Origin of the sequence: Nonomuraea sp. NPDC049684, from assembly GCF_044465345.1 — a bacterium.
Taxonomy (GTDB): Bacteria; Actinomycetota; Actinomycetes; order Streptosporangiales; family Streptosporangiaceae; genus Nonomuraea.
On the sequence record NZ_JBITLO010000021.1, the window covers coordinates 14,330 to 34,760 of the forward strand.

Annotated in this window: 24 protein-coding genes; 12 read left to right on the plus strand and 12 right to left on the minus strand. The window is 73.4% G+C overall.

All coding sequences use genetic code 11. The features are described 5' to 3' along the window. Positions 1 to 33 precede the first annotated feature (33 nt). Entirely contained in the window at positions 34 to 1,161 is a 1,128-nt protein-coding gene (locus tag ACIBST_RS43110) for a HupE/UreJ family protein (RefSeq protein WP_397179284.1), read from the plus strand. Here the strand turns inward: ACIBST_RS43110 and ACIBST_RS43115 are convergent. Then, entirely contained in the window at positions 1,118 to 2,092 is a 975-nt protein-coding gene (locus tag ACIBST_RS43115) for a hypothetical protein (RefSeq protein ID WP_397179285.1), read from the minus strand. The two genes, ACIBST_RS43110 and ACIBST_RS43115, sit on opposite strands and share 44 nt — an antisense overlap. 90 nt (positions 2,093 to 2,182) lie before the next feature. Between ACIBST_RS43115 and ACIBST_RS43120 the strand changes: the two genes are divergently transcribed. Beyond that, the gene (locus tag ACIBST_RS43120; protein ID WP_397179286.1) at positions 2,183 to 2,635 is read left to right on the plus strand and encodes a MarR family winged helix-turn-helix transcriptional regulator; all 453 of its coding nucleotides are present in this window, start codon (positions 2,183 to 2,185) and stop codon (positions 2,633 to 2,635) included. After that, positions 2,632 to 3,381, plus strand: a complete 750-nt coding sequence (locus tag ACIBST_RS43125) for an SDR family oxidoreductase (RefSeq protein WP_397179287.1) — start codon at positions 2,632 to 2,634, stop codon at positions 3,379 to 3,381. The genes ACIBST_RS43120 and ACIBST_RS43125 overlap by 4 nt, the downstream gene beginning before the upstream one ends. 12 nt (positions 3,382 to 3,393) lie before the next feature. Here ACIBST_RS43125 and ACIBST_RS43130 read toward each other — a convergent pair whose 3' ends face one another. After that, positions 3,394 to 3,858, minus strand: a complete 465-nt coding sequence (locus tag ACIBST_RS43130) for an AAA family ATPase (RefSeq protein WP_364336419.1) — start codon at positions 3,856 to 3,858, stop codon at positions 3,394 to 3,396. An 84-nt stretch (positions 3,859 to 3,942) separates the two neighbouring features. Between ACIBST_RS43130 and ACIBST_RS43135 the strand changes: the two genes are divergently transcribed. Together ACIBST_RS43135 and ACIBST_RS43140 are read left to right on the plus strand one after the other, a co-directional pair. Then, complete coding sequence (locus ACIBST_RS43135) at positions 3,943 to 4,281, plus strand: hypothetical protein (protein ID WP_397179288.1); 339 nt, start codon at positions 3,943 to 3,945, stop codon at positions 4,279 to 4,281. Next, a complete protein-coding gene (locus tag ACIBST_RS43140; protein ID WP_397179289.1) occupies positions 4,274 to 4,798 on the plus strand; it encodes a TetR/AcrR family transcriptional regulator in 525 nt (174 codons plus the stop codon). The genes ACIBST_RS43135 and ACIBST_RS43140 overlap by 8 nt, the downstream gene beginning before the upstream one ends. 14 nt (positions 4,799 to 4,812) lie before the next feature. Here the strand turns inward: ACIBST_RS43140 and ACIBST_RS43145 are convergent, their stop codons facing one another. Beyond that, positions 4,813 to 5,358, minus strand: a complete 546-nt coding sequence (locus tag ACIBST_RS43145; protein ID WP_397179290.1) for a TetR/AcrR family transcriptional regulator — start codon at positions 5,356 to 5,358, stop codon at positions 4,813 to 4,815. A gap of 93 nt (positions 5,359 to 5,451) precedes the next feature. Here ACIBST_RS43145 and ACIBST_RS43150 point away from each other — a divergent pair, with 93 nt between their 5' ends. Next, positions 5,452 to 6,360, plus strand: a complete 909-nt coding sequence (locus tag ACIBST_RS43150) for a TIGR03620 family F420-dependent LLM class oxidoreductase (protein WP_397179291.1) — start codon at positions 5,452 to 5,454, stop codon at positions 6,358 to 6,360. Between the two features lie 123 nt (positions 6,361 to 6,483). Here ACIBST_RS43150 and ACIBST_RS43155 read toward each other — a convergent pair whose 3' ends face one another. Both ACIBST_RS43155 and ACIBST_RS43160 read right to left on the minus strand, forming a co-directional pair. Next, positions 6,484 to 7,044: a DUF1707 domain-containing protein gene (locus tag ACIBST_RS43155; protein ID WP_397179292.1), complete on the minus strand. Its 561-nt coding sequence runs from the start codon at positions 7,042 to 7,044 to the stop codon at positions 6,484 to 6,486. Positions 7,045 to 7,091: 47 nt separating this feature from the next. Beyond that, complete coding sequence (locus tag ACIBST_RS43160; protein WP_397179293.1) at positions 7,092 to 7,973, minus strand: DNA-3-methyladenine glycosylase family protein; 882 nt, start codon at positions 7,971 to 7,973, stop codon at positions 7,092 to 7,094. Between the two features lie 99 nt (positions 7,974 to 8,072). On the opposite strand from ACIBST_RS43160, the gene ACIBST_RS43165 reads away from it, so the two are divergent. Further along, a complete protein-coding gene (locus ACIBST_RS43165) occupies positions 8,073 to 8,237 on the plus strand; it encodes a DUF6203 family protein (RefSeq protein ID WP_397179294.1) in 165 nt (54 codons plus the stop codon). Here the strand turns inward: ACIBST_RS43165 and ACIBST_RS43170 are convergent. From ACIBST_RS43170 to ACIBST_RS43180, 3 genes are read right to left on the minus strand one after another with little or no spacing between them, the layout of a single operon-like run. After that, entirely contained in the window at positions 8,234 to 8,932 is a 699-nt protein-coding gene (locus ACIBST_RS43170; protein ID WP_397179295.1) for a phosphatase PAP2 family protein, read from the minus strand. The genes ACIBST_RS43165 and ACIBST_RS43170 overlap by 4 nt on opposite strands. Continuing rightward, positions 8,919 to 9,644, minus strand: coding sequence for a phosphatase PAP2 family protein (locus tag ACIBST_RS43175; protein ID WP_397179296.1), 726 nt, complete (start codon positions 9,642 to 9,644; stop codon positions 8,919 to 8,921). Before ACIBST_RS43175 ends, ACIBST_RS43170 begins: the two co-directional genes overlap by 14 nt. Further along, positions 9,644 to 11,203, minus strand: a complete 1,560-nt coding sequence (locus tag ACIBST_RS43180) for a phospholipase D family protein (RefSeq protein ID WP_397179297.1) — start codon at positions 11,201 to 11,203, stop codon at positions 9,644 to 9,646. The genes ACIBST_RS43175 and ACIBST_RS43180 overlap by 1 nt, the downstream gene beginning before the upstream one ends. A 64-nt stretch (positions 11,204 to 11,267) precedes the next feature. Here ACIBST_RS43180 and ACIBST_RS43185 point away from each other — a divergent pair, with 64 nt between their 5' ends. Then, a complete protein-coding gene (locus tag ACIBST_RS43185) occupies positions 11,268 to 12,146 on the plus strand; it encodes a diacylglycerol/lipid kinase family protein (RefSeq protein WP_397179298.1) in 879 nt (292 codons plus the stop codon). Here ACIBST_RS43185 and ACIBST_RS43190 read toward each other — a convergent pair. Then, positions 12,143 to 13,471: an MFS transporter gene (locus ACIBST_RS43190; RefSeq protein WP_397179299.1), complete on the minus strand. Its 1,329-nt coding sequence runs from the start codon at positions 13,469 to 13,471 to the stop codon at positions 12,143 to 12,145. The genes ACIBST_RS43185 and ACIBST_RS43190 overlap by 4 nt on opposite strands. Positions 13,472 to 13,606: 135 nt before the next feature. Here ACIBST_RS43190 and ACIBST_RS43195 point away from each other — a divergent pair, with 135 nt between their 5' ends. Further along, on the plus strand, positions 13,607 to 15,106 hold the full coding sequence (locus ACIBST_RS43195) for a cobyric acid synthase (RefSeq protein ID WP_397179300.1): 1,500 nt from the start codon (positions 13,607 to 13,609) through the stop codon (positions 15,104 to 15,106). Here ACIBST_RS43195 and ACIBST_RS43200 read toward each other — a convergent pair. Then, the gene (locus tag ACIBST_RS43200) at positions 15,076 to 16,125 is read right to left on the minus strand and encodes a 1-acyl-sn-glycerol-3-phosphate acyltransferase (RefSeq protein ID WP_397179301.1); all 1,050 of its coding nucleotides are present in this window, start codon (positions 16,123 to 16,125) and stop codon (positions 15,076 to 15,078) included. The genes ACIBST_RS43195 and ACIBST_RS43200 overlap by 31 nt on opposite strands. Positions 16,126 to 16,165: 40 nt before the next feature. After that, the gene (locus ACIBST_RS43205; protein WP_397179302.1) at positions 16,166 to 16,978 is read right to left on the minus strand and encodes a patatin-like phospholipase family protein; all 813 of its coding nucleotides are present in this window, start codon (positions 16,976 to 16,978) and stop codon (positions 16,166 to 16,168) included. Between the two features lie 136 nt (positions 16,979 to 17,114). Here ACIBST_RS43205 and ACIBST_RS43210 point away from each other — a divergent pair, with 136 nt between their 5' ends. The 3 genes from ACIBST_RS43210 to ACIBST_RS43220 are packed head-to-tail and all read left to right on the plus strand — an operon-like array spanning position 17,115 to position 19,808. Next, the gene (locus ACIBST_RS43210) at positions 17,115 to 18,026 is read left to right on the plus strand and encodes an ATP-binding cassette domain-containing protein (RefSeq protein ID WP_397179303.1); all 912 of its coding nucleotides are present in this window, start codon (positions 17,115 to 17,117) and stop codon (positions 18,024 to 18,026) included. Further along, a complete protein-coding gene (locus ACIBST_RS43215) occupies positions 18,004 to 18,795 on the plus strand; it encodes an ABC transporter permease subunit (protein WP_397179304.1) in 792 nt (263 codons plus the stop codon). Before ACIBST_RS43210 ends, ACIBST_RS43215 begins: the two co-directional genes overlap by 23 nt. Next, complete coding sequence (locus tag ACIBST_RS43220; RefSeq protein WP_397179305.1) at positions 18,795 to 19,808, plus strand: PucR family transcriptional regulator; 1,014 nt, start codon at positions 18,795 to 18,797, stop codon at positions 19,806 to 19,808. Before ACIBST_RS43215 ends, ACIBST_RS43220 begins: the two co-directional genes overlap by 1 nt. On the opposite strand, the gene ACIBST_RS43225 is transcribed toward ACIBST_RS43220, so the two are convergent. Continuing rightward, positions 19,799 to 20,419 carry a LysE family translocator gene (locus ACIBST_RS43225; protein WP_397179306.1) on the minus strand — a complete coding sequence of 207 codons (621 nt, stop codon included), beginning with the start codon at positions 20,417 to 20,419 and terminating at the stop codon, positions 19,799 to 19,801. The genes ACIBST_RS43220 and ACIBST_RS43225 overlap by 10 nt on opposite strands. Positions 20,420 to 20,431 lie beyond the last annotated feature (12 nt).

Here is a 20,431-nt window from a genome sequence, read left to right on the forward strand (position 1 = left end):
GCGCCCTTCCCCCTGATCCTGGAGACACGAGACATGCCTCGCAGGCGCTGGCCGTACGCCGTCGTCCTGGCCGTCATCCTGTGCGCGGCGCTGGCCGACCTGCTGCATCCCGCCCCCGCGGCGGCGCACGACGCGACCACGAAGGCCCACGCCGAGGTGACCGGCACGGCCACCGACGTCAGGGTCGTGCTGGACCTGGAGTACGACCTGCTGATGAAGTCCGCCTGGCTCTACGCCGAGGCGTACGAGGCCGAGGAGCGCGCCGAGCAGCTCCGGCAGCTCGCGGTCAACCGCGACGCCGTGTTCGGCTACGTCACCCGGCGCTTCGCCGTCGCCCGCGCCGACCGGCCGTGCGTCCCCCGGCAGGTGGGCGGGGCGGACGTGCACCCGCGCGGCAAGGCCGCCTTCGCGACGCTGACCCTCGCCTACGCCTGCCCGGCGGTGGACGGGGGCGAGCACACGATCTCCAGCGCCCTGTTCCCCGACGCCGAGACGTTCGTCCACAGCACCCAGACGCTCCTGCGCTACGACCTGGCCGGCGAGCGGGGCTCGGCCGTCCTGACCGCCGCGAGCCCGACCCTGCGCCTGGCCGAACGGGCGGCGGCCGGGCAGATCGGGGAGTTCTTCCTGCTCGGCGTCGAGCACCTCGCCCTCGGGCTGGACCACGTCTTCTTCCTGCTCACCCTGATCATCGGCGCCCGCGGCGCGCGTGACGTCGTGGTCACCGCCTCCGCCTTCACGGTCGCCCACAGCATCACGTTCCTGCTGGCCGCGATGGGCGTGGTGGCCGTGCCGGCGGCGGTGGTCGAGCCGGTGATCGCCGCCTCGATCGTCGTCGTCGCGGTCGCGAACCTGCTGGGCCGCGACCGGCCGGGCGCCTGGCGGCTGCCCGTCGTCTTCGCCTTCGGCCTGATGCACGGGCTGGGCTTCGCGGGCGCGCTCGACATCCGCGAGAGCGGGTCGTGGGAGCTGCTGCTGTCGCTGCTGAGCTTCAACGTCGGGATCGAGGTGACCCAGCTCGCGATCATCGCCGTGCTCTTCCCGCTGCTGGTGCTGCTGCGGCGGACGGCCGCGGCCCGCTGGACGGTGGCCGCGGTGTCGCTGTCCATCGTGGCGGTCAGCCTGTACTGGTTCCTCGACCGGGTCCCGCTCCCGCTCTGAGCGCCCACAGGCGGCCGGCTCCCCAGGCGAGCAGGGCCAGCACGCCGACCAGCAGGTATTCGATGGCCGGGATCCTGATCGCCTCGTTCGTGCCGGCGAGGTCGCCGCGCAGGGCGTACACGGCGATCAGGGCCGCCCCGTAGCAGCCGGTCAGCGCCCAGCGGGCGGCGCGGGACAGGCCCAGGCCGTGCATCTGGGTGATCACGAAGACGCCGAGGAAGCCGAACAGGAACATCGGCCACAATCCGTCCGGGCCCGAGGTCATGACGGCCACCAGGGTGCCGTGGACCACGACGGCCAGCTCCAGCGTCACCGTCCAGTAGCGGTTGGTGTGCGCCCTGGTGAGGAAGAGGCTGCCCTGGAGCAGCAGCAGGAACATGTAGAAGAAGCCGATCAGGTGGCCGGGCGTGGACTCGGCCGGGTGGTACCAGAAGGTGTAGACCGCCGCCCAGCTGAACAGGTAGCCGTGGTACCGGCGGGCGAAGTCGACGATCTCCCGCCTGATGGGCGCGGGCCGGCCGAGGAACAGGCCGCGCCGCCGGTTCTCCATGATCAGGACGACGACCAGCAGGAGGACGACCGAGCCCTGGGAGCTGTAGATCGACACGTCCTGGGCCAGGCCGTCATAGAACAGGTGGGTCTGCACGGTGTGCAGGGCGACGAACCCGGCGTTCACCGCCAGCGCGACCGCGTTGACCGGGTGGAGACCGGCGGAGTAGCGGCGGACCCGGGTCTGGGCGTGGTGGATGAGCCACCAGAACACGAGCTGGTGGGCGGCGTAACCGGCCCAGGCCGACAGCCTGGTCCACACGGTGGGCTCGGGCAGCTTCCAGTAGTACCAGGACGCGCCCTGGTCGGGCAGCAGCACGACGTCGTCCAGCCACCGGCCCAGGAACCAGATCAGGCCGGTCAGGACGGCGCTCGCGACCACCCCCGCGACGAGTACCGTCTCAGGGCGGATCGCGGCTAACGTTTTCTTTCTACGATGGAATACTTCCACGATAGAAATATAAGGGGTGACATGACGGCCTACGACCTGATGGTCCTCATCCGCCGGCTCAACGTGGAGAGCGACCGGTTCGTGGAGGGCTTCGCGGTCGGGCACCGGCTGCACAGGACCGACATGAACGCCCTGGTGGTCATCCTCGACGCCCACCTCGCCGGCCGGCCGCTCTCGCCCGGCGGGCTGGGGGCCGCGCTGAACCTCTCGGCCCCCGCCACCACCGCCCTCCTCGGCCGGCTGGAGCAGGCCGGGCACGTCGTGCGGCGGCGCGACGAGGGCGACCGCCGCAAGGTCGAGGTCGTCATGAACGAGCAGGCCGTCGAGCTGGCGGGCGCCTTCTTCGCGCCGCTCGTCCGGCGGCTGACCGCGGCGATCGACGCGTTCACCCCGGCCGAGCGCGAGGTCGTCGGCCGGTTTCTCGCGGACGCGATCGAGGCGACCGTGGCGGCCAGGAAGGAGCACGAGGCGTGAGCGCGTCCCGTTCGATCGTGATCACCGGCGGCACCCGCGGCCTCGGCTTCGGCCTCGCCCGCTCGCTGACCGCCCTCGGCCACCGGGTCACCGTGTGCGGCGCCGACCCGGACCGCGTGGCCGCGGCGGGGGCCGAGCTCGGCGTGCCGGCCGTGGTGGCCGACGTCGCCGACCGCGCCCGCCTCCAGGACCTCTGGGACGAGGCCGTACGGCGGCACGGCCGGGTGGACATCTGGGTCAACAACGCCGGGATCTCCCACGACCGCCTCCCGCTGTGGCGGCTGCCCGCCGACGAGGCCCGCGCGGTGACCGAGGTCAACCTGCTGGGCACGGTCAACGGCTGCGCGGTGGCGGTGGCCGGCATGGCGGCGCAGGACGGCGGCGGCCACGTCTGGAACATGGAGGGGCTGGGCGGCGACGGCCGGACGGTGCCCGGACTCGCCGTCTACGGCGCCACCAAGCGGGCCGTGACGTACCTGACCAGGGCGCTGGCCAAGGAGGCCCCCGACGGGGTGACGGCGGGCCTGCTCAGCCCCGGCATGGTGATGACCGACCTGCTGACGCACGGCTACTCGGCGGCCGAGCGGGAACGGTCGGCCCGCATCTTCGCCATCCTCGCCGACCCGGTGGAGACGGTGGCGCCGTGGCTGGCCGAACGGGTGGTCAGCCGGGCGCGGAACGGCGCCCACGTCCGCTGGCTGACCCCCGCCAAGATCGCCTACCGCTTCGCCACCCGCCGCCCCTGACCGGGCGCCGGTTCAGCCGTCCTGCCTGCGGACGAGGAAGCCGCCGCGGCCGTCGAACTCCACCGCGTACACCGCGTCGAAGCCGTCGGAGGCGCGCGGCCGGCGCAGCCGTCTGAGCGTGGCGAAGACGCCCACCTCGGGGACCCGGGCCCGGCCCGTCCGCTCGGCGTTGCGCTGGAGCGAGCCCTTGACGTTGGGCGGGAACCAGTAGGCCACCACCCGCGCGCCGTGCTCGCGGCCGGCCACGATGAGCGGCTGCCACTCCTCGGGCGAGGCGTTGGTGTTGTCCACGGCCACGTTCCGGTCCTCCTCCAGCGCCTCGCGGATCAGCCGGAGCTGGCGGTGCTGACGGCGGCGCGCGTTGGGGAAGTCGTCCTTGCTCACGTGCGCGTGCGTGGTGGCCAGGCAGCGCCGGTAGAAGGTGGACTTGCCGGAGGCCTGCAGGCCGATGAGCACGGCCACCTCCCGATCGATCATGGTTCCACCCTATTTGGTCCTGGACAGGCTAACGTCGTTAGCCTAGAGTTCCGGCTAACAGCGTTAGCTCCTAAGGAGGGCGTCATGACCGCGGTGACCGTCAGGCGGGTGGCCGGCCGTTCCGGGTGGGCGGCGCTCGCCGCCTTCTGCCTGGCGTTCCTCGTCTTCGAGGTGGTCAAGCACGGAGGCGCCACGCCGGTCAGCTCGGCGTTGTTCGTGCTGGCGCCGTACGCGACCAGGTTCGGCGGGCCGGCGGTGGCGCACGACCTCGCCCACCGTCCGTGGATCCCGCTGGCCGTGCTGGTCGGCTACTCGGTCTCGCCGCTGGGCTGGGTGCCGGTCTTCACGGCGGGGCTGGCCTGGATGACGTACGTCGCCGTCGCCCGTCTCCTCGGCCACGGCCCGCGGAGCGCGCGTGGCTGAGCTGTCGCCGCGGGCGGGGCAGATCGTCGCGGCGGCGCGGGAGCTGGTCGAGGCGGGCGGGTCGGACGCGCTGACCATGCGCGCGCTGGCCGCCCGGCTGGGGATCCGCGCGCCCTCGCTCTACAAGCACTTTCCCGACAAGTCGGCGGTGGAGGCCGGACTCATCGCCGTCGCCCTCGCCGAACTGGCCGCCGCCCTGGAAGGCGCCGAGCGGGACGGCCGTGGCGGGCTGGCGGTGCTCGGGCGGGCCTACCGGGCGTACGCGCTGGCCCATCCGCATCTGTACCGGCTGATGAGCGCGGGGCCGCTGCCGCGCGACCTGCTGCCCGCCGGGGTGGAGGAGCGGGCGGCGCTGCCGCTGGTCCGGATCGTGCGGGGCGAGGCCGCCGCCCGCGCGGTCTGGGGGCTGGCCCACGGCCTGGTCATGCTCGAACTCGACGGCCGCTTCCCGCCCGGCGCCGACATCGAGGCCGCCTGGGCCGCCGGGATGTCCGCGTTCGCGACGGCGGCCCGCTGAGGGGTCGTACGGGGTCAGGGGCGGGGGTGGAGGCCGTCCAGGGTGAGGGTGAGGAGGCGGTCGGCGCGGGCCGGGTCGGAGGTGGCCTGGGCGATGCCCGCCGCCAGCTCGACCAGGTCGGCGACCTCGACGTCCGCGCGCACGGCCCCCGCCTCCCGGGCGGGCAGCAGCAGCCGGGTGGCGGCGGCGCGCAACATCGCCCAGCAGTCGACGCCCGCGCCGTCCTGGGTGAGCATCATCCGGGCACCGAGCCCCCGGTCGGTCATGGCGTGCGCGACCAGCGACCGCAGCCAGGCCACCAGCGCCTCGCCGGGCGGCAGCGCCCGGCCCGCCTCCTCCGCCCGCGCGCACAACCGGGTCAGCCGCCCCTCGAACACGGCCGCGAGCAGCGCCTCGCGGGTGGGGAAGTGCCGGTAGAGCGTGCCCGCCCCGACGCCGGCGCGTCTGGCGATCTCGTTGAGCGAGGCGTCCGGCCCCTCCTCGGCGACCACGGCGATGGCCGCCGCCACCAGTTGCTCGTAGTTGCGGCGCGCGTCGGCGCGCATGGCCCGTGCCGGCACTGGACACTCCCGCGGGTTGAAATCGGAGAACGCCTCCGATTATAGTCCCGGACGTAACCGGAGAAGTACTCCGCATAGACGGGACGGTGACCCATGACCGACGACGGACCCCGCCTGGGCAAGGTGGGCCTGTGGACGTTCGCCCTCGACGCCCGCCCCGCCGGAGAGGCGCAGGAGGCCGCGGCCGAGATCGAGGAGCTGGGGTACGGCGCCCTGTGGTTCGGCGAGGGGTTCGGCCGCGACTCGGTGAGCCAGTCGTGGCTGCTGCTCTCGGCGACCAGGCGGATCACGGTGGCCGCCGGCATCGCCAACATCGCCCTGCGCGACCCGATCTCCATGGCCGCCGCCGAACGGGCGCTCAACGAGGCCCACCCCGGCCGGTACGTCCTCGGCCTCGGCGGCCACCGCATCAGCGACGAGCCGATCCAGATGGACGGCTACAAGATCCCCAGCCTGGGCCGGGCGGTGACCACGATGGGCGGCTACCTCGACGCCATGGACGCCGTCCCGCTGGAATCGGCGGCCCCGGCGCACGCGCCGCGCCGCATGCTGGCCGCGCTCGGCCCGAAGATGCTGGGCCTGGCGGCCCGGCGTACGCTCGGCGCCCACACGTACTTCGTGCCCGTCGAGCACACCGCGCGGGCCAGGGAGGCGATGGGCCCCGGGGCGTTGCTGGCCGTCGAGCAGGCCGTCGTGCTGCACCACGACCCGGCCAGGGCCCGCGAGGTGGCCGCGGAGCACGTCTCCTTCTACCGGACGGGGGCGCCCCACCAGGCCGCCAGCCTGCGCAGGCTCGGCTTCGGCGAGGACGAGATCGAGCACGGCAGCGACAGGCTGGTGGACGCGATCGTGGCCCACGGCGACGCGGCGGCGATCGAGAAGCGCGTACGGGCCCACCTCGACGCGGGCGCCGACCACGTGTGCCTCCAGGTCCTCACCGACCGCCCCGGCGACGTGCCCCTCCCCGAATGGCGCGAACTCGCCGCTTTGACGGCCCTGTGACGACCATGCCCCCGGCCCGGACGGCGGGAGAGCCTGTTCGGACGGGGGCGGACCGTGAGGTGATCAACGCGAGATGATCAGATGATCGAGAGCGAAGTGGTCAGGTGCCTGTATGAGAAGACGTCAGGCCATGGAGGATCGGTAGCGGATCCAGATGTCGCCTCGGCTGTGGCCGGAGAGGCGGAGGACCACCGCGTCGGCGGCGGGCGGTTCGACCGGTTTGTTGTGGACCCGGCCGAGCCCGGGGGAGACCACCTCGTCGGCGCGCACCCGCCAGCCGTGCGGCACCTTCAGGTGCAGGTCGCCGAACCATGAGGTGATCGTCACCTGCACCAGCACCTCGGGATGGGGGCACTCGGCGGCGAGGAAGTCGAGCGTCGCGGTGCCCCAGACGCCCAGCCGGACGTCGATGCGCGGCGGCACCACCCACCGCCCGGCCCGGCTCACCCGCCAGTGCTCGGTGTGCATCCGCAGCACGTCGGAGGAGGCGGGAGCCGGGGAGAGGGCCGGCAGGTCGGCGACGAGGGCGCCGAGCTCGCCGACCGTCCTGGCGGCGTAGGCGCGGTCGATGCGTTCGCGTAACTCGTCGAGGCTGATGCGGCCTTCGGCGACCGCCTGCCGCAGCCTGTCGGCCACCTGGTCGCGGTCGTGGTCGCCGGCCCGGATGTCGGCGTCGTCGGTCATGGCGACCACTCTAAGGATCATCGGGCTCGCGGGCCATGCGCGCGGGTTCAGTCGCTCGCGGTCCGGTAGCCGGCGGCGCGGAACAGGAACGACGCCCACGACCGGTAGGGCCGCCACGCCTCGGCGAGCCTGCGGTAGGCGCCCGCGGGGGCGTCCTCGGGCAGCCCGTACGCCTCGCGCAGGATGCCGAACAGCCGGGGTTCGTCGCCGGGGAACGCGTCGGGCGCGCCGGCTCCGCGGATCAGGATCAGCCCGGCCGAGAACGGCCCCACGCCGGGCAGCGCGCGCAGTTCGGCCAGGGCGTCTTCAGGGGTGAGCGAGCGCAGGTGCTCGGTGGTGAGCACGCCGTCGAGCGCCGCCCGGGCCAGGCCGCGCAGCCACTCCTCCTTCTGCGCGGGCAGGCCGAGACCGCCCGCGTCCACCAGGCTCACGGGCGGCGGGAACGCCTGGTACGCCTGCCCGTCGACGGTGACGGCGGCGCCGTAGCGGTCGGCGATGCGCTGCTTGACGCGCGCGGCGACGAGCATCGACGAGCGCTGCACGATCACCGCCCAGCAGGCCGCCTCCCACGGGCTCCAGAAGCACACCGGCCGCAGCCCCGGGCGGTCCCGCTGCACGTCGCCGAGCACCGGGTCGGCCGCGCCGAGTTCGGCGAAGCCGGTGGCGTCCACGTCGAGGGAGAGGATGCGCGCGATCTCGCCGCGGATCGCGGGGCCGGGTGCCCGGGTGGTGGTGACGGCGACGCCGCCGGGGGCGGCGGTGACGCTCACCCCGATCGGCAGCCAGTCGGACTCGGCGCAGTAGGCGAAGCGCAGCGTCCGGCCGTCGGAGGGGAGCGCGCTGGTGGCCGGCCAGTCCTCGACGAAGCGCAGCGCGGCGCCGAAGTCGAACGGGCCCTTCGCGGTGAGCGTGAATCCGTGCGTGGTCATGGGCCGTATGGTAGGCGCCGCGGCGGCATGGTCCCTGGTGGGGCCGGGCCTTCGCATCACGGGGCCCGATGGGGGCAGCGGGCGGGGATGAAGAAGTTCATGAAGATCTTCGTGGCGCGCTGGCTGGCCCGTACCCCCTGGGGGCTGGCGATCCTGGCCGCCGCCTACCTGCTCGGACGGCGGAGGAGGCAGGCCGGGCGGCCCGCCGGACGGCCGACCGGCCGCCGGCGGGCGCGCCGCGAGCCCGTCCACCACCGCCGCTAGTCCCGGACGGGGGCGGGACGCCGGCGGTCGCCCACCGCGGCCGCCGGCCGTCTGTCCCAGGTGCGGTAGAGGACGGACCGGGCGGCCACCACCACGCAGAACACGCCGAGCAGCAGCCCCCACGTCACGTCCGAGAAGAAGTGCATGCCGCGGTAGAGCCGGGAGAAGGCGACGATCAGCGGGGCGGCGATCCCGATCGTCCAGATCACCACCTGCAGGGCCCGGTTGCGCACGTGCGTCGTCAGCACCAGCGCCAGCCCGCAGTAGAACGCGACGGCGGCGCTGACGTGCCCCGAGGGGAAGCTGGAGGTGGGCGGCGCGGGGTCGAGGTGGGGCACCGGCGGACGGCTGCGGCCGACGGGCTCGGTGGTGGCCAGGAAGACCAGCGACTGGCCCCAGACCGCCGCGATCATGAAGATCGACTCCCGCCAGCGCTTGTAGACCAGCCGGAACAGGACCACCGCCACCGCCGTGAACGCCACGACGTAGGGCGTGTCCGACAGGCTGGTGCCGTAGTCGGTGAGCGTGTTCCACAGCGACGTGCGGATGGAGGCGAAGCCCTTGCTCACGGCCACGTCGCCGGGCTGGGGGACGCCGACGATGAGCAGCCCCATGCCGTACGTGACGGCGCCCATCAGCACCAGAGGTAACACCAGCGTCAACGCGTAGTACCGGACATGCTCAGCTTTGCTCATCGGGCACCTTCACCGGTTCGGGTTCCATACCTTCGGTCAGCGGCGCGGTGGGCCGTCGGCCCGTGTCGCGCCGCCACGTCTCGAACGCCGCCGCGGTCGCGGCGATCACCGCAACGCCCAGCACGACCCCCGCCACGACGTCGCTCACCCAGTGCACGCCGAGGGCGATCCTGGTGAAGCCCACCGAGACCACCACGAAACAGGCCAGCACCCAGGCCAGCCGGCGCCCCCAGCGGGGCAGCATCGGCAGCAGGAGCAGGGTGACGACCCCGGCCCCGAGCGTCACGTTGACCGCGTGGCCGGAGGGGAAGGAGTCGCCGGGCGCGAGCGCCACGGGGTCGGGCAGGTGCGGGCGCACCCGTGCGACGAGGATCTTGAGGCCGAGCCCGATCAGGCCGCCCGCGGTCACGGTCGTGATCGCCCACAGGGCCAGCCTTCGCCTGCCGTGCGCCAGCAGCCAGATCGTGAACGCCGCCACCGCGACGCGCCACGGCCACGGCCCGAACAGGTCGGTCCAGACGATGAGCACCCTGGTCACGCCGGGATGGGCGAGCGCGTACTCGTGCAGTTCGTGGGCCACCCCGGCGTCCAGCCGGTTGAGCGGCATCTTGGCCACGACGAGCAGCAGGGAGAACGGGATCATGATGAGCGCGACGGCGAACGCCGCGACCGTCATCCGCGGTCCCAGCCGGTCGAGCAGGAATGTCTTCATCAGAACCTCCGCGATCTCCGCAGCTCCGGCGGCCGGCCGTCGGGGTCGACGGCGAACCGGTAGAGCGGCATGGCCATCGCCCTGCGCACCCGGGACAGCGTGGGGGCCGGGTGGGGGCGTAACCGGCCGGACGGGCGCGGGCCCCGGCAGCCGCCCGAGTGCCACGCCTCCAGCCGGGCCGCCGACTCGGCGAACGCGTCGAAGGCGGCGACCGGGTCGCACAGCTCGTCCCGGCCGGACTCCGACTCCTCGTCCAGGTGCTCGGCCATGAGCGTCAGCCGCAGGTCGCGGGCGAAGCGCAGGGCGCCGTGCGGCGGCCTCGGGTCCTCCCGCTCGTCCAGGACGGCGCAGCTCAGCTCCGAGTCGTAGGTCCACGAGCGCAGGTTGACGTTGTCCGACCCGACCGAGGCCCACACGTCGTCCACCACGCACACCTTGGCGTGCACGTAGACGGGGGTGCCCTGGTGGTTCTCCAGGTCGTAGATCGCGACCCGGTCGCCGCCGGCCCGCATCAGCCGGTCCAGCGCCTCGACCCGGCCGATCAGGCTCGCCGGGCCGGCCAGCCAGCCGTCCTGGTCGGGGTGGCGCGGCACCACGATGATCATGCGCAGCTCCGGCTCGCGCTCCAGCGCCCGGGCGAACGGCTCGATCACGTCCGTGGACCACAGGTACTGGTCCTCCAGGTACACCAGCGACCGGGCCCTGCCGAGCACCTTGTGGTAGGCGTGCGCGATGCTGCGCTCGCCGTCCGGCGCGAACGGGTACGCGCTGTGCCGGGCGGGGTAGGTGCGCAGGAGCTGCACGTGGTGGGTGCCCGCCCGCGGGGGCGGCGGTCCCGGCTCGGGCAGCGGGGGAGCGTCGTCCAGCTTGCTGAAGTGGTCGCGCAGGCGGCGCAGCGGGTCCCTGGTCTCGGGGGCCGGGTCCTCCCAGCGCTCGCAGAAGGTCTTCTCCACCTCGGCGACCGCCGGGCCGTGGATGGCGAGCTGGATGTCGTGCCAGGGCGGGCGGGGGCCGTACACGTCGGGCATCGGGCAGGACTGCGGGTCGCCCAGGTGCTCGGCGTCGTCGCGGCGGCTGTGGCACAGGTCGATGCCGCCGACGAAGGCCACGTCCGCCGTGGGGTCGCCGTCGTGGCGGATGATGACGAACTTCTGGTGGTGCGAGCCGCCCGGCTTGGTCCGGGTGTCCAGCAGCGCCTGCCCGTGCGCGTTCTCGATCTTCTCGCCCAGGTGCCGGTTCTCGGCCGCGCTGAACCGCAGGCGGTCCAGGTGCGAGCGCCAGATGAGGCCCCTGACGACGGCGCCGCGCTCGGCCGCGGCCCCGAGGGCGGCGCTCACCGTGGGGCCGTCGTCGGTCAGCCGCTCGTCGGGATCGCCCCGCCAGTCGGCGAACAGCAGCAGGTCGTCCTTGCGCAGCGCTTCCAGACAGGTCTTCAGCTCCGCGAAGTACGTGGCGCCGTGGATCAGCGGCCGTACGTCGTTGCCGCTGGACCACGCGTCGAGGCCGGTCGCCCGGTTGTCGCGTTCCTCCTCGGTGAGGAACCAGTCCTGGATGCGCATTCGGCCACCGCTACCCGTACGAAACCCATTAATAACCCGGTAAAGGCCGGGTAGTGAGGGAGGAGTGTCCCCCACTATCGCGGTTGTCGCACATCAGAAGAAGATCCTCGGCGCCGGGCTGGACCGGCTGCGCGTGCTGCTCACCGAGCGGGACGTCGGCGAGCTGATCTGGCACGAGGTGCCCAAGAGCAAGAAGGCGCCCAAGAAGGTGCGCAAGGCGCTCAAGGCGGGCGCGGACCTGGTGTTCGTCTGGGGCGGTGACGGCATGGTGCAGCGCTGCGCCGACGCCATGGCCGGCTCCGGCGTGCCGATGGCGATCCTGCCCGCCGGGACGGCCAACCTGTTCGCCGGCAACCTGGGCATCCCGACCGACCTGGAGGAGTCCGTACGGATCGGCTTCGAGGGCCGCCGTGCCGAGCTGGACCTCGGGGTGCTCAACGGCGAGCACTTCGCCGTCATGGCCGGGGCCGGGTTCGAGGCCGAGATGATCGCCGAGGCCGACGGCAAGGCCAAGCGGAAGTTCGGCAAGCTGAGCTACGTCAAGGCCGCCGTCCGGCACGTCGGCGGGCCCCTGGTGCCGATGACGGTCAAGGTCGACGGGGCCACCTGGTTCGAGGGGGAGGCGAGCTGCCTGCTGCTCGGCAACGTGGGCACGATCGCCGGCGGGGTCGAGGCGTTCGACGACGCCCGGCCCGACGACGGCTGGCTGGAGGTCGGGCTGTCCACGGCCAAGGGGCCGATCCAGTGGGCCCGGGTGATGGGCAAGATGGCCGCCGGACGGTCGGAGGACTCGCCGTTCGTGCGCATCACCCGGGCGCGCAAGGTGACGGCCCGGTTCGGGTCGCCGATGACGTACGAGCTGGACGGCGGCGACCGCGAGGCCACCACCAAGATCAAGGCGAAGGTGGTCCCGGGCGCGCTGACCGTCTGCCTGCCGTCCTAGCCGGCGCGGGCGGCGTCCATGACCCGCCCGGCGTCGCGCTCGAAGGAGGCGCGGGCGCCGAGCGTCAGGAGGCCGCCCACGATCATGGGGACGACCAGCAGGTACATGCCGCCGATCAGCGAGCCGAACCGGTCGGAGGCGATGCCGACGACGAGCGAGCCGAACGCCCCGGCCGCCGTGATGAGCAGTTGCAGGACGGCGAAGCCGAGACCGCGCGCGGCGGCCGGGACGACGTCGGCCACGCAGGCCGTCATGTTCGGGATCGCGATCGACATCAGCGAGCAGGCCAGCAGGACCAGCGCGGTCATCAGGCCGATCGAGTCCATGGCCAGCGCCCCGGCCAGGACGGCCGCGCCCGCCGTGATGCCGCCGCCGCCGGCCAGCAGCCTGCCGCCCTTGCGGGTGCCGTGCCACCTGCGGCCCAGCCAGGAGCCGACCAGGGTGCCGGCCAGCGTCCCGGCGATGGTGATCAGGCCGCTCAGCGAGCCGGCGGCGCCGACGCCGACGCCGTACTCGCGGACCATGAGCGTGGGCAGCCAGTAGAAGATCCCGGCCAGGCCGAGGGTGAGCAGGCCCAGCCCGACGCAGACGAACAGCAGCGTCGGGATGCGGATGACCTGCCCGAACTGCTGCCAGAAGGGCGCCTTGGGCGGGGTGGCCCGCTCGGCCGGCTCCGCGGTTTCGGCGGGGGCTCCGGCGACCATCCGGTCCAGGTCGCCGCGGCCCGGCTCGCGCAGGAACCAGACGAGCACCGCCGTGAGCACGCCGGGCACCACCATCACCAGGAACGCGGTCCGCCAGGAGAACACCTCGGCCAGCACGCCGCCCAGCAGCGTGCCGATGCCGCCGAGGTAGGTCGTGACGCGGGTCAGCCCGTACGCCTTGGCCCGGCTGACCGGCGGGTAGTAGTCGGCGAGCAGGCTGCCGGCGGCCGGGTTGTCGATGTTCTCGGCCGCCGCGAGCAGCACCCGCATCAGGTAGAACATCACGAAGCCGGTGGCCAGGCCCGAGCCGAGCGTGGCGACGGCCCACAGCAGGACGACCACCGCGATGATCCGCGTCCGGCTGAACCGGTCGGCCATGAAGCCCGCGGGCAGGGAGACGATCGCGGCGGCCAGCGCCGCGGCGGTCGGGATGGAGCCCGCGGCGGTGTCGCTGAAGCCCCATTCCTTCTGGACGAGCGGCAGCACCCCCGACAGCAGGTTGTACTCCATGCGGTCCACGAGCCCGACGACGAAGAGCACGACCAGCGGCGCCCAGCCGAACGGCGCCCTGGTCCCCGCGTCGATGACGCCGGCACGCGGCGAACCCAACGTCCTGACCATGCTCACCCTTCCCGTAGGAAAATCTAGAATTCTGTTCTAGGCGAACGTTCTAGCCAGAGTGGCAGAAGTCACACGATTCGTAAATGGGCGGTTTCTGGGAAATTTCGCAGTTTGGGGCTCATGTACGGTGATCGCATGAATGCTGGGCAGGTCACGGGCGCCATGCTGGTCGCCGGCACCACCTCCGACGCGGGCAAGAGCGTGGTGACCGCCGGGATCTGCCGCTGGCTGGCCCGCCAGGGCGTGCGCGTGGCGCCCTTCAAGGCCCAGAACATGTCGCTCAACTCCTACGTCACCGCCGGCGGCGCCGAGATCGGCCGCGCCCAGGCCATGCAGGCCCAGGCCGCCGGGCTGGAACCGGTCGCCGACATGAACCCCGTCCTGCTCAAGCCGGGCAGCGACCGCCGCAGCCAGGTCGTGCTCCTGGGCGAGCCCGTCGCCGACGTGGACGCCATGGAGTACGGCGCGCTGAAGGACCTCCTGCGGGCCACCGCCCTGGCGTCCCTGGACCGGCTGCGCGCCCAGTACGACGTGGTGATCTGCGAGGGCGCCGGCAGCCCCGCGGAGATCAACCTGCGCCGCGGCGACATCGCGAACATGGGCCTGGCCAGGGCCGCCGGGCTGCCCGTCGTCGTGGTCGGCGACATCGACAGGGGCGGCGTGTTCGCCGCCTTCCACGGCACGGTCGCCCTGCTGGACGCGGCCGACCAGGCCCTCGTGTCGGGGTTCGTGGTGAACAAGTTCCGGGGCGCCCGCGAGCTGCTCGAACCCGGCCTCGACATGCTCAGGAAGCTCACCGGCCGGTCGGTGTACGGCGTGCTGCCCTGGCTCGACGGCCTCTGGCTGGACGTCGAGGACTCCCTCGCGCTGGACAACCGCCGGGTCGCGACCGGCCGGCCGCTGGGCAGGCAGACGTTGCGCGTGGCGGTCGTCCGGCTGCCCCGGATCTCCAACTTCACCGACCTGGACGCCCTGGCCGCCGAGCCCGGCGTGGTCGTGCGCTTCGTGACCGACCCGGTCGAGCTGGACGACGCCGACCTGGTGGTGCTGCCGGGCTCGCGGGCCACGGTCGAGGACCTGGCCTGGCTGCGGCGCACCGGCCTGGCCGACGCCCTGCTCGCGCGGCGCGGGCCCGTCCTCGGGATCTGCGGCGGGTTCCAGATGCTCGGCCGGGAGATCGTGGACGAGGTCGAGTCGCGGGCGGGCCGGGTGGACGGGCTCGGGCTGCTGCCGGTGCGCGTCGAGTTCGCGCCCGACAAGCGGCTCGCCCGGCCGGTCGGGCACGCCTACGGGCAGCCGGTCAGCGCGTACGAGATCCATCACGGGCGCGCGACGGTCGAGGGCGGCGAGCCCTTCCTGGACGGCTGCCGCGCCGGCGACGTGTGGGGCACCACCTGGCACGGCGCCCTGGAGAACGACGCCTTCCGCCGGGCCTTCCTGGCCGACGTGGCCGAACGCGCCGGGCGCGCCTTCGTCCCCGACCCTGACACCGACTTCGGCCGCCTGCGCGAGGCCCGCCTCGACGCCCTCGGCGACCTGGTCGAGCAGCACCTGGACACCGACGCCCTGCTCGGCCTGCTGCGCGACGGCCCCGCCCCCGTGCCCTACCTGCCGCCGGGCGCTCCCTCGGCCTGATCGCGCCGGGCACGCTCGCCCTGGGCGGTGATCCAGGCGTCGATCTCCTCCCAGTGGGAGTACAGCCAGCGGACCTGGCTCTCCCGGTCGTCCCTGGGCACCTCGGCCGCCGGCACCCGCCACCACCTGGCCGTGATCCGCGCCGCGTACGGCAGCCTGCGCCACACGTCGCCGATCGTGACCAGGTCGTCCAGGCCGGTGTGCGCGACGAAGACCACGTCGGCCTCCGGGCAGGCGGTGATCGCGGCGATGGCCCCGTTCGGCCGGGGCGGCAGCAGGTGCGTCATGCCGCGCGCCCGCTCCGCCTCCTCGGCCAGCCCCTTGTCCTCCAGCCGGCGGATCGCCAGCCGCCGCCGGCGCGGGGTGAAGTTGCCGCCCTCGGGGAAGATCACCAGCGCGTCGCGGTCGTCCATGGTCGCCGACAGCCGCCGGATCTCCTCGATCACCCGCTCGCGGCCGGACCGCCGCGGCACGAAGGCGTTCGGCAGGCGGTTGACCACGACGTCGAGCGACGGGTCGTACTGGAGGGCGGCCTTCATGACGATCCGCGGGTGCCGCCCGTACACCGCCAGCAGGTGGTAGATCAGCAGGAAGGAGTCGCCGGGCCCGGCGTGCCGGGAGAGCACCACGACCGGGCGGCTCAGCCGGGCGGCGCGCTCCTGCGGGGTCGGCGCGGGCTCCTCGACGTCCACGGTCAGCCGGAAGATGCGCACCGCCGCGGCGTACACCTTGGCCAGGAACCAGCGGATCAGCGCGTAGTGCCGCTCCTGGCGCCGGGCCCGCCCGAACGCCCCCGACAGCCACAGCCCGAGGCACGCGATGAGCACCGCCGACTCCAGCGTCAGCCAGGCCGCGGCGAACCAGACGAACCGCAACCCCCTGCGCTGCGGCGGCGGCAGCCGCAAGGACGCCCCGAACGTGACCAGCAGCCACAACGGCAACGTCACCAGCACCACCACGGTGACCGCGATGACGAGCGGAGCCAGCACGATCCGGCGCACGATACGCGGTGGGATCAACGGCGCCTCCCTGAGGTCGGCCTTCCCCGAGGTCCTACCTTCATCCTCCTCTTGTCCGCAGGTAGCGGGAAGAAGCCTGGTACGCCCGCTCGATGTAGGTGGAGATCTGGGACAGGTCGCGGTAGCGCAGGGTGGACAGCGGCGCGGCGACCCCGGCGGGCAGCACGTGCACCTCCACCCCCGGCGGCAACGTGGCCATCTCCTCGGCGAACCGGTAGCGGCGGGCGATCTCGAACGCCACCATCCCCACCTCCCAGAACCGCCGGGGCGCGGTCAGCGGGCGCTCGATCCGGCCGACGTGCAGCACGTAGACCCGCCTGGCCCCGAGCTGCACGGCCCGGCCGACGGGGATGCTGTGCACCAGCCCGCCGTCGAAGAAGTGCTCCCCGCCGATCTTCACGGGCGGCAGCAGCCCCGGCACCGCGCACGACGCGAGCACCGCGTCCACCAGCGGCCCGCTGGCGAACCAGTGGGCCGCGGCCCGCTCGACCGAGGCCGCCACGCACTGGAACGGCACCGCCAGCTCCTCGATCAGCTCCGTGCGCACCGTCCCGGCCAGCACCTCCCGCAGGGGACCGTTGGGATGCAGGTGGGTGCCGGTCCTGGCGAGGGTGGACAGCCGCGTCACCCACGACCCGGCGAACGCCGTGCGCACGACGTCGGAGCGCCACAACGAGGTCAGCCGGTCGACCGCCCGCGCGGGGTCGGCGGCGATGAGCGCGCCGTTGAGCGCGCCCACCGACGTGCCGACGACCACGTCGGGCCGGATGCCGAAGTCGTCGAGCGCCTGGAGCATGCCCACCTCGTGAGCCCCCAGCACGCCACCGCCACCGAGCACGAACGCCGTCTCCACGTTCCTCACCCTGCCCAATTCAGGCTGCCCATCGCACGCGGCCCATTCTCGTTGCCGTGTCCCGGAAGGGAACCGGCCGGGACGCTGCCGACTTCGGCCAGTGACCCCGGCGCCGCCCCGGCGGGACGATTCCGGCATGACAGCAGTGGTACAGGCCGAAGGGCTGACCAAGTACTACGGCGGGCGGCGCGGGCTCGAAGACCTCACGCTGGAGATCCGGCCCGGCGAGATCTTCGGCTACCTCGGGCCCAACGGCGCCGGCAAGACCACCACGATCAGGTTGCTCCTCGACGTGATCAGGCCCACCCGCGGCACGGTCCGCGTGCTCGGCCACGACCCGCGCGCCGCCGCCACCCGCGCCCGCATCGGCTACCTGCCCGGCGAGCTGGCGCTCGAAGGCCGCGACCGGGCCCGCGATTACCTGGGCTTCCTCGGCCGCGTGCGCGGCGGGGTGCCGGGCAGCCGCATCGAGGAACTGGCCGAGCGGTTCGACGCCGACCTGTCGGTGCCGATGCGCAAGCTCTCCAAGGGCAACAAGCAGAAGGTCGGGCTGATCCAGGCGTTCATGCACGAGCCGGAGTTCCTCATCCTCGACGAGCCGACCAGCGGGCTCGACCCGCTCGTCCAGCAGGAGTTCCTGGCCATGGTCCGGGAGGTGCGGGCGTCCGGCCGGACCGTGCTGATGTCCTCGCACGTGCTGGCCGAGGTGGAGAGCGTCTCCGACCGGGTCGGCATCGTCCGCGCGGGCCGCCTGGTGACCGTGGAGAACGTGGCCGCGCTGCGCGAGAAGGCCGTACGCCGGATGGAGCTGCACTTCGACGCCCCGGTGCCGGCGTCGGCGTTCGAGGGCCTGCCGGGGGTGCGCGACCTGCGCGTGGAGGGCGCCAGCGTCCGGTGCACGATCGACGGCCGCCCGGACGCCCTGGTCAAGGCCGCCGCCCGGTTCACCGTCGTGCACCTGGTCAGCGCGGAGCCCGACCTGGAAGAGATCTTCCTGACCTACTACAGCGAGGAGGACCGGCACCATGATCACCAAGAGTCTGCGTGACCACCGCCGGGCCCTGATCTGGTGGACCGTCGGCATCAGCGCGTTCATGGCCCTCTACATCAGCATCTTCCGCAGCGTCAGCCAGGACCCGGAGACGTTCAACCAGCAGGCCCTGGCCAAATACCCCGGTCCGCTCAGGGACCTCATGGGCGGCATGCCCGACCTGGCCCTCGGCGTCAACTTCCTGCAGACGGTCGTCTACCAGCTCTTCGTCCCGATGCTGTTCGTCGTGCTCGCCACCATGCTGGCCAACCGGGCGATCGCCCAGCCGGAGGAGGCCGGGACGCTGGAGCTCGTCGTCACGCTGCCGGTGGACCGCAAGCGGCTGGTGCTCCAGCGGTTCTGCGCGCTGGCGCTGGCTCTGCTGGCGGTGTTCGCCGTGACGCTGGCCGTGGCCTGGACGGCCGCGTCCGGGGCGGAGCTGGGGGTGCCGTTCGACCGCGTCCTGGCCGCGCACGCCGGGGTGCTGCTGCTCGCGCTGTTCTTCGGGACCGTGGCCCTGACCGTGGGCGCGGTGACCGGCCGCAGGATGATCGCCTCGGCCGTGGTCGGCGTGTGGGTGGCGGCCGGGTACATCGTCGTCACACTCGGCCGCGGCGTGGCGGCCATCGCCTGGCTGAAGTGGCTGTCGCCGTTCCACTACTACGCCGAGGGCCGGCCGCTCTATGAGGGCCTGCCGGTCGGGGACTACCTTGTGCTGGCGGGAGCGACGGCAGTGCTCGCGCTCACCGCGATCCTGTCCTTCGACAGGCGTGACGTAGGAGTGTGATGGTGCTCTCCAGGATGCCCGCCGACCTGCTCGGCGGGCATCGCCAGGTGCTGGCCGGGGCGGCCGCCGGGCGTCCGCCCTCGCGGGCGGCGCTCGACGCCTGCCGCGCCGACGGCACGCGCGCCGCCGAGCAGGGCGTCCCGCTGCGGGCGCTGGTCGACGGCGCGCTCGCCGCCGCCGAGGGGCTGCCGGACGTGCTGCCTGCGCTGCGCAGGGCCGTCTCGGCGCTCATGGAGGGGTACGAGCTGGCCCAGCTCGCCGCCCTCAGGGGCGAGGAGACGGCCCGCAGGGAGTTCGTGGACGACCTGCTCCAGGGACGGGCCGAGCGGCTGGCCGAACGGGCCGAGCACTTCGGACTGCGGCTGGCCGAGTCGTACGTGGTGGCCGCCGCCCGCGGGCTGCGCGACGGGGACCAGGACCGCATCGAGCGCGATCTGATCGCGCGGTTCGGCTCGCACAACGTGCTGGTGGCGGTGCGCGAGGGGCTGCTGGTGTGCGTCGTGCCCGCCACGCTGCCCGCCGCCGTGGGGGAGTTCACCCATCACGTACGCGCTCGCTTCCCGGCCGGGTGGCGGGTCGGCGTGGGACGGCCGCACCGCGGGCCGGGCGGCGTCGTCACCTCCTTCAGGGAGGCGGCCGGGGCGCTGGAGCTGGCCGACGCGCTGCGGCTCACGCTCGACGTGGTCAAGGCCGCCGACCTGCTGGTCTTCCCCGTGCTGCTGCGCGACCGCGGCGCGATCGAGGACCTGGTGACCAGCGTGCTGAGCCCGCTGCTGCACGCCAGGGGCGGCCACGAGCCGCTGGTCGAGACGCTGGAGGCGGTCTTCGCCGCGCACGGCAACCAGGCGGCGGCCGCCCGCAGGCTGCGGATCAGCCCGCGGGCGGTGACGTACCGGCTGGAACGCATCCGCCGGCTGACCGGCTTCTCGCCCGACGACCCCACCCAGCGCTTCACCCTGGAGACCGCGGTCCTGGGCGCGCGGCTGCTGGACTGGCCGTGGGATCAGTCGTGAAGGGCGAGCCGCAGCCCGAACCCGACGATGACCACGCCGGTCACCCGGTCGAGGATCCGCCGTACGCGGGCCGACCGCAGGACGTCGCTCATCAGCGAGGCGAAGCCGATCAGCACCGCGCTCCACGCCAGCCCCTCGGCCGCGTGCACCCCGGCCAGCAGCAGCCCCATCGCCGCGTGCGGCGCGCCGGCCGGGATGAAGTGCGGCAACATCGCCACGTAGAACGCGCCCACCTTGGGGTTGAGCAGGTTCGTGAGCAGGCCGCGCCGGAACCCCTTGCCGAACCCGAACGCCCGCTGCCCGTCCTCCTCCTCGCCGGCCCGCGCCCTGGCGAGGAGCATGCGCACCCCCATCCACACCAGGTACGCCGCCCCCGCCCAGCGCAGGACGTCGTAGGCGAACCGCGAGGCCGCCAGCAGCGCCGACAGCCCCGCCGCGGTGAGCACGCCCCAGACCAGCGTGCCGAGCTGGATGCCCAGCACCACCCCCCAGGCCGCCCGCCTGCCGGTGAGCAGCGACGTGCGCAGGGTGAGAGCCGTGTCGAGCCCCGGCGTGATCGTCAGGAGCGCGACGACGGCAGCGAACGACCAGACTGCCGCATTGATGTCCACAAGGGGCGAGCG

Bases quoted from the DNA above. Each gene is read 5' to 3' on its own strand.
- ACIBST_RS43110 (WP_397179284.1), top strand. From the start codon at position 34: ATGCCTCGCAGGCGCTGGCCGTACGCCGTCGTCCTGGCCGTCATCCTG.
- ACIBST_RS43120 (WP_397179286.1), top strand. From the start codon at position 2,183: ATGACGGCCTACGACCTGATGGTCCTCATCCGCCGGCTCAACGTGGAG.
- ACIBST_RS43130 (WP_364336419.1), bottom strand. From the start codon at position 3,858: ATGATCGATCGGGAGGTGGCCGTGCTCATCGGCCTGCAGGCCTCCGGC.
- ACIBST_RS43135 (WP_397179288.1), top strand. From the start codon at position 3,943: ATGACCGCGGTGACCGTCAGGCGGGTGGCCGGCCGTTCCGGGTGGGCG.
- ACIBST_RS43150 (WP_397179291.1), top strand. From the start codon at position 5,452: ATGACCGACGACGGACCCCGCCTGGGCAAGGTGGGCCTGTGGACGTTC.
- ACIBST_RS43155 (WP_397179292.1), bottom strand. From the start codon at position 7,044: ATGACCGACGACGCCGACATCCGGGCCGGCGACCACGACCGCGACCAG.
- ACIBST_RS43160 (WP_397179293.1), bottom strand. From the start codon at position 7,973: ATGACCACGCACGGATTCACGCTCACCGCGAAGGGCCCGTTCGACTTC.
- ACIBST_RS43165 (WP_397179294.1), top strand. From the start codon at position 8,073: ATGAAGATCTTCGTGGCGCGCTGGCTGGCCCGTACCCCCTGGGGGCTG.
- ACIBST_RS43170 (WP_397179295.1), bottom strand. From the start codon at position 8,932: ATGAGCAAAGCTGAGCATGTCCGGTACTACGCGTTGACGCTGGTGTTA.
- ACIBST_RS43175 (WP_397179296.1), bottom strand. From the start codon at position 9,644: ATGAAGACATTCCTGCTCGACCGGCTGGGACCGCGGATGACGGTCGCG.
- ACIBST_RS43180 (WP_397179297.1), bottom strand. From the start codon at position 11,203: ATGCGCATCCAGGACTGGTTCCTCACCGAGGAGGAACGCGACAACCGG.
- ACIBST_RS43190 (WP_397179299.1), bottom strand. From the start codon at position 13,471: ATGGTCAGGACGTTGGGTTCGCCGCGTGCCGGCGTCATCGACGCGGGG.
- ACIBST_RS43195 (WP_397179300.1), top strand. From the start codon at position 13,607: ATGAATGCTGGGCAGGTCACGGGCGCCATGCTGGTCGCCGGCACCACC.
- ACIBST_RS43210 (WP_397179303.1), top strand. From the start codon at position 17,115: ATGACAGCAGTGGTACAGGCCGAAGGGCTGACCAAGTACTACGGCGGG.
- ACIBST_RS43215 (WP_397179304.1), top strand. From the start codon at position 18,004: ATGATCACCAAGAGTCTGCGTGACCACCGCCGGGCCCTGATCTGGTGG.
- ACIBST_RS43220 (WP_397179305.1), top strand. From the start codon at position 18,795: ATGGTGCTCTCCAGGATGCCCGCCGACCTGCTCGGCGGGCATCGCCAG.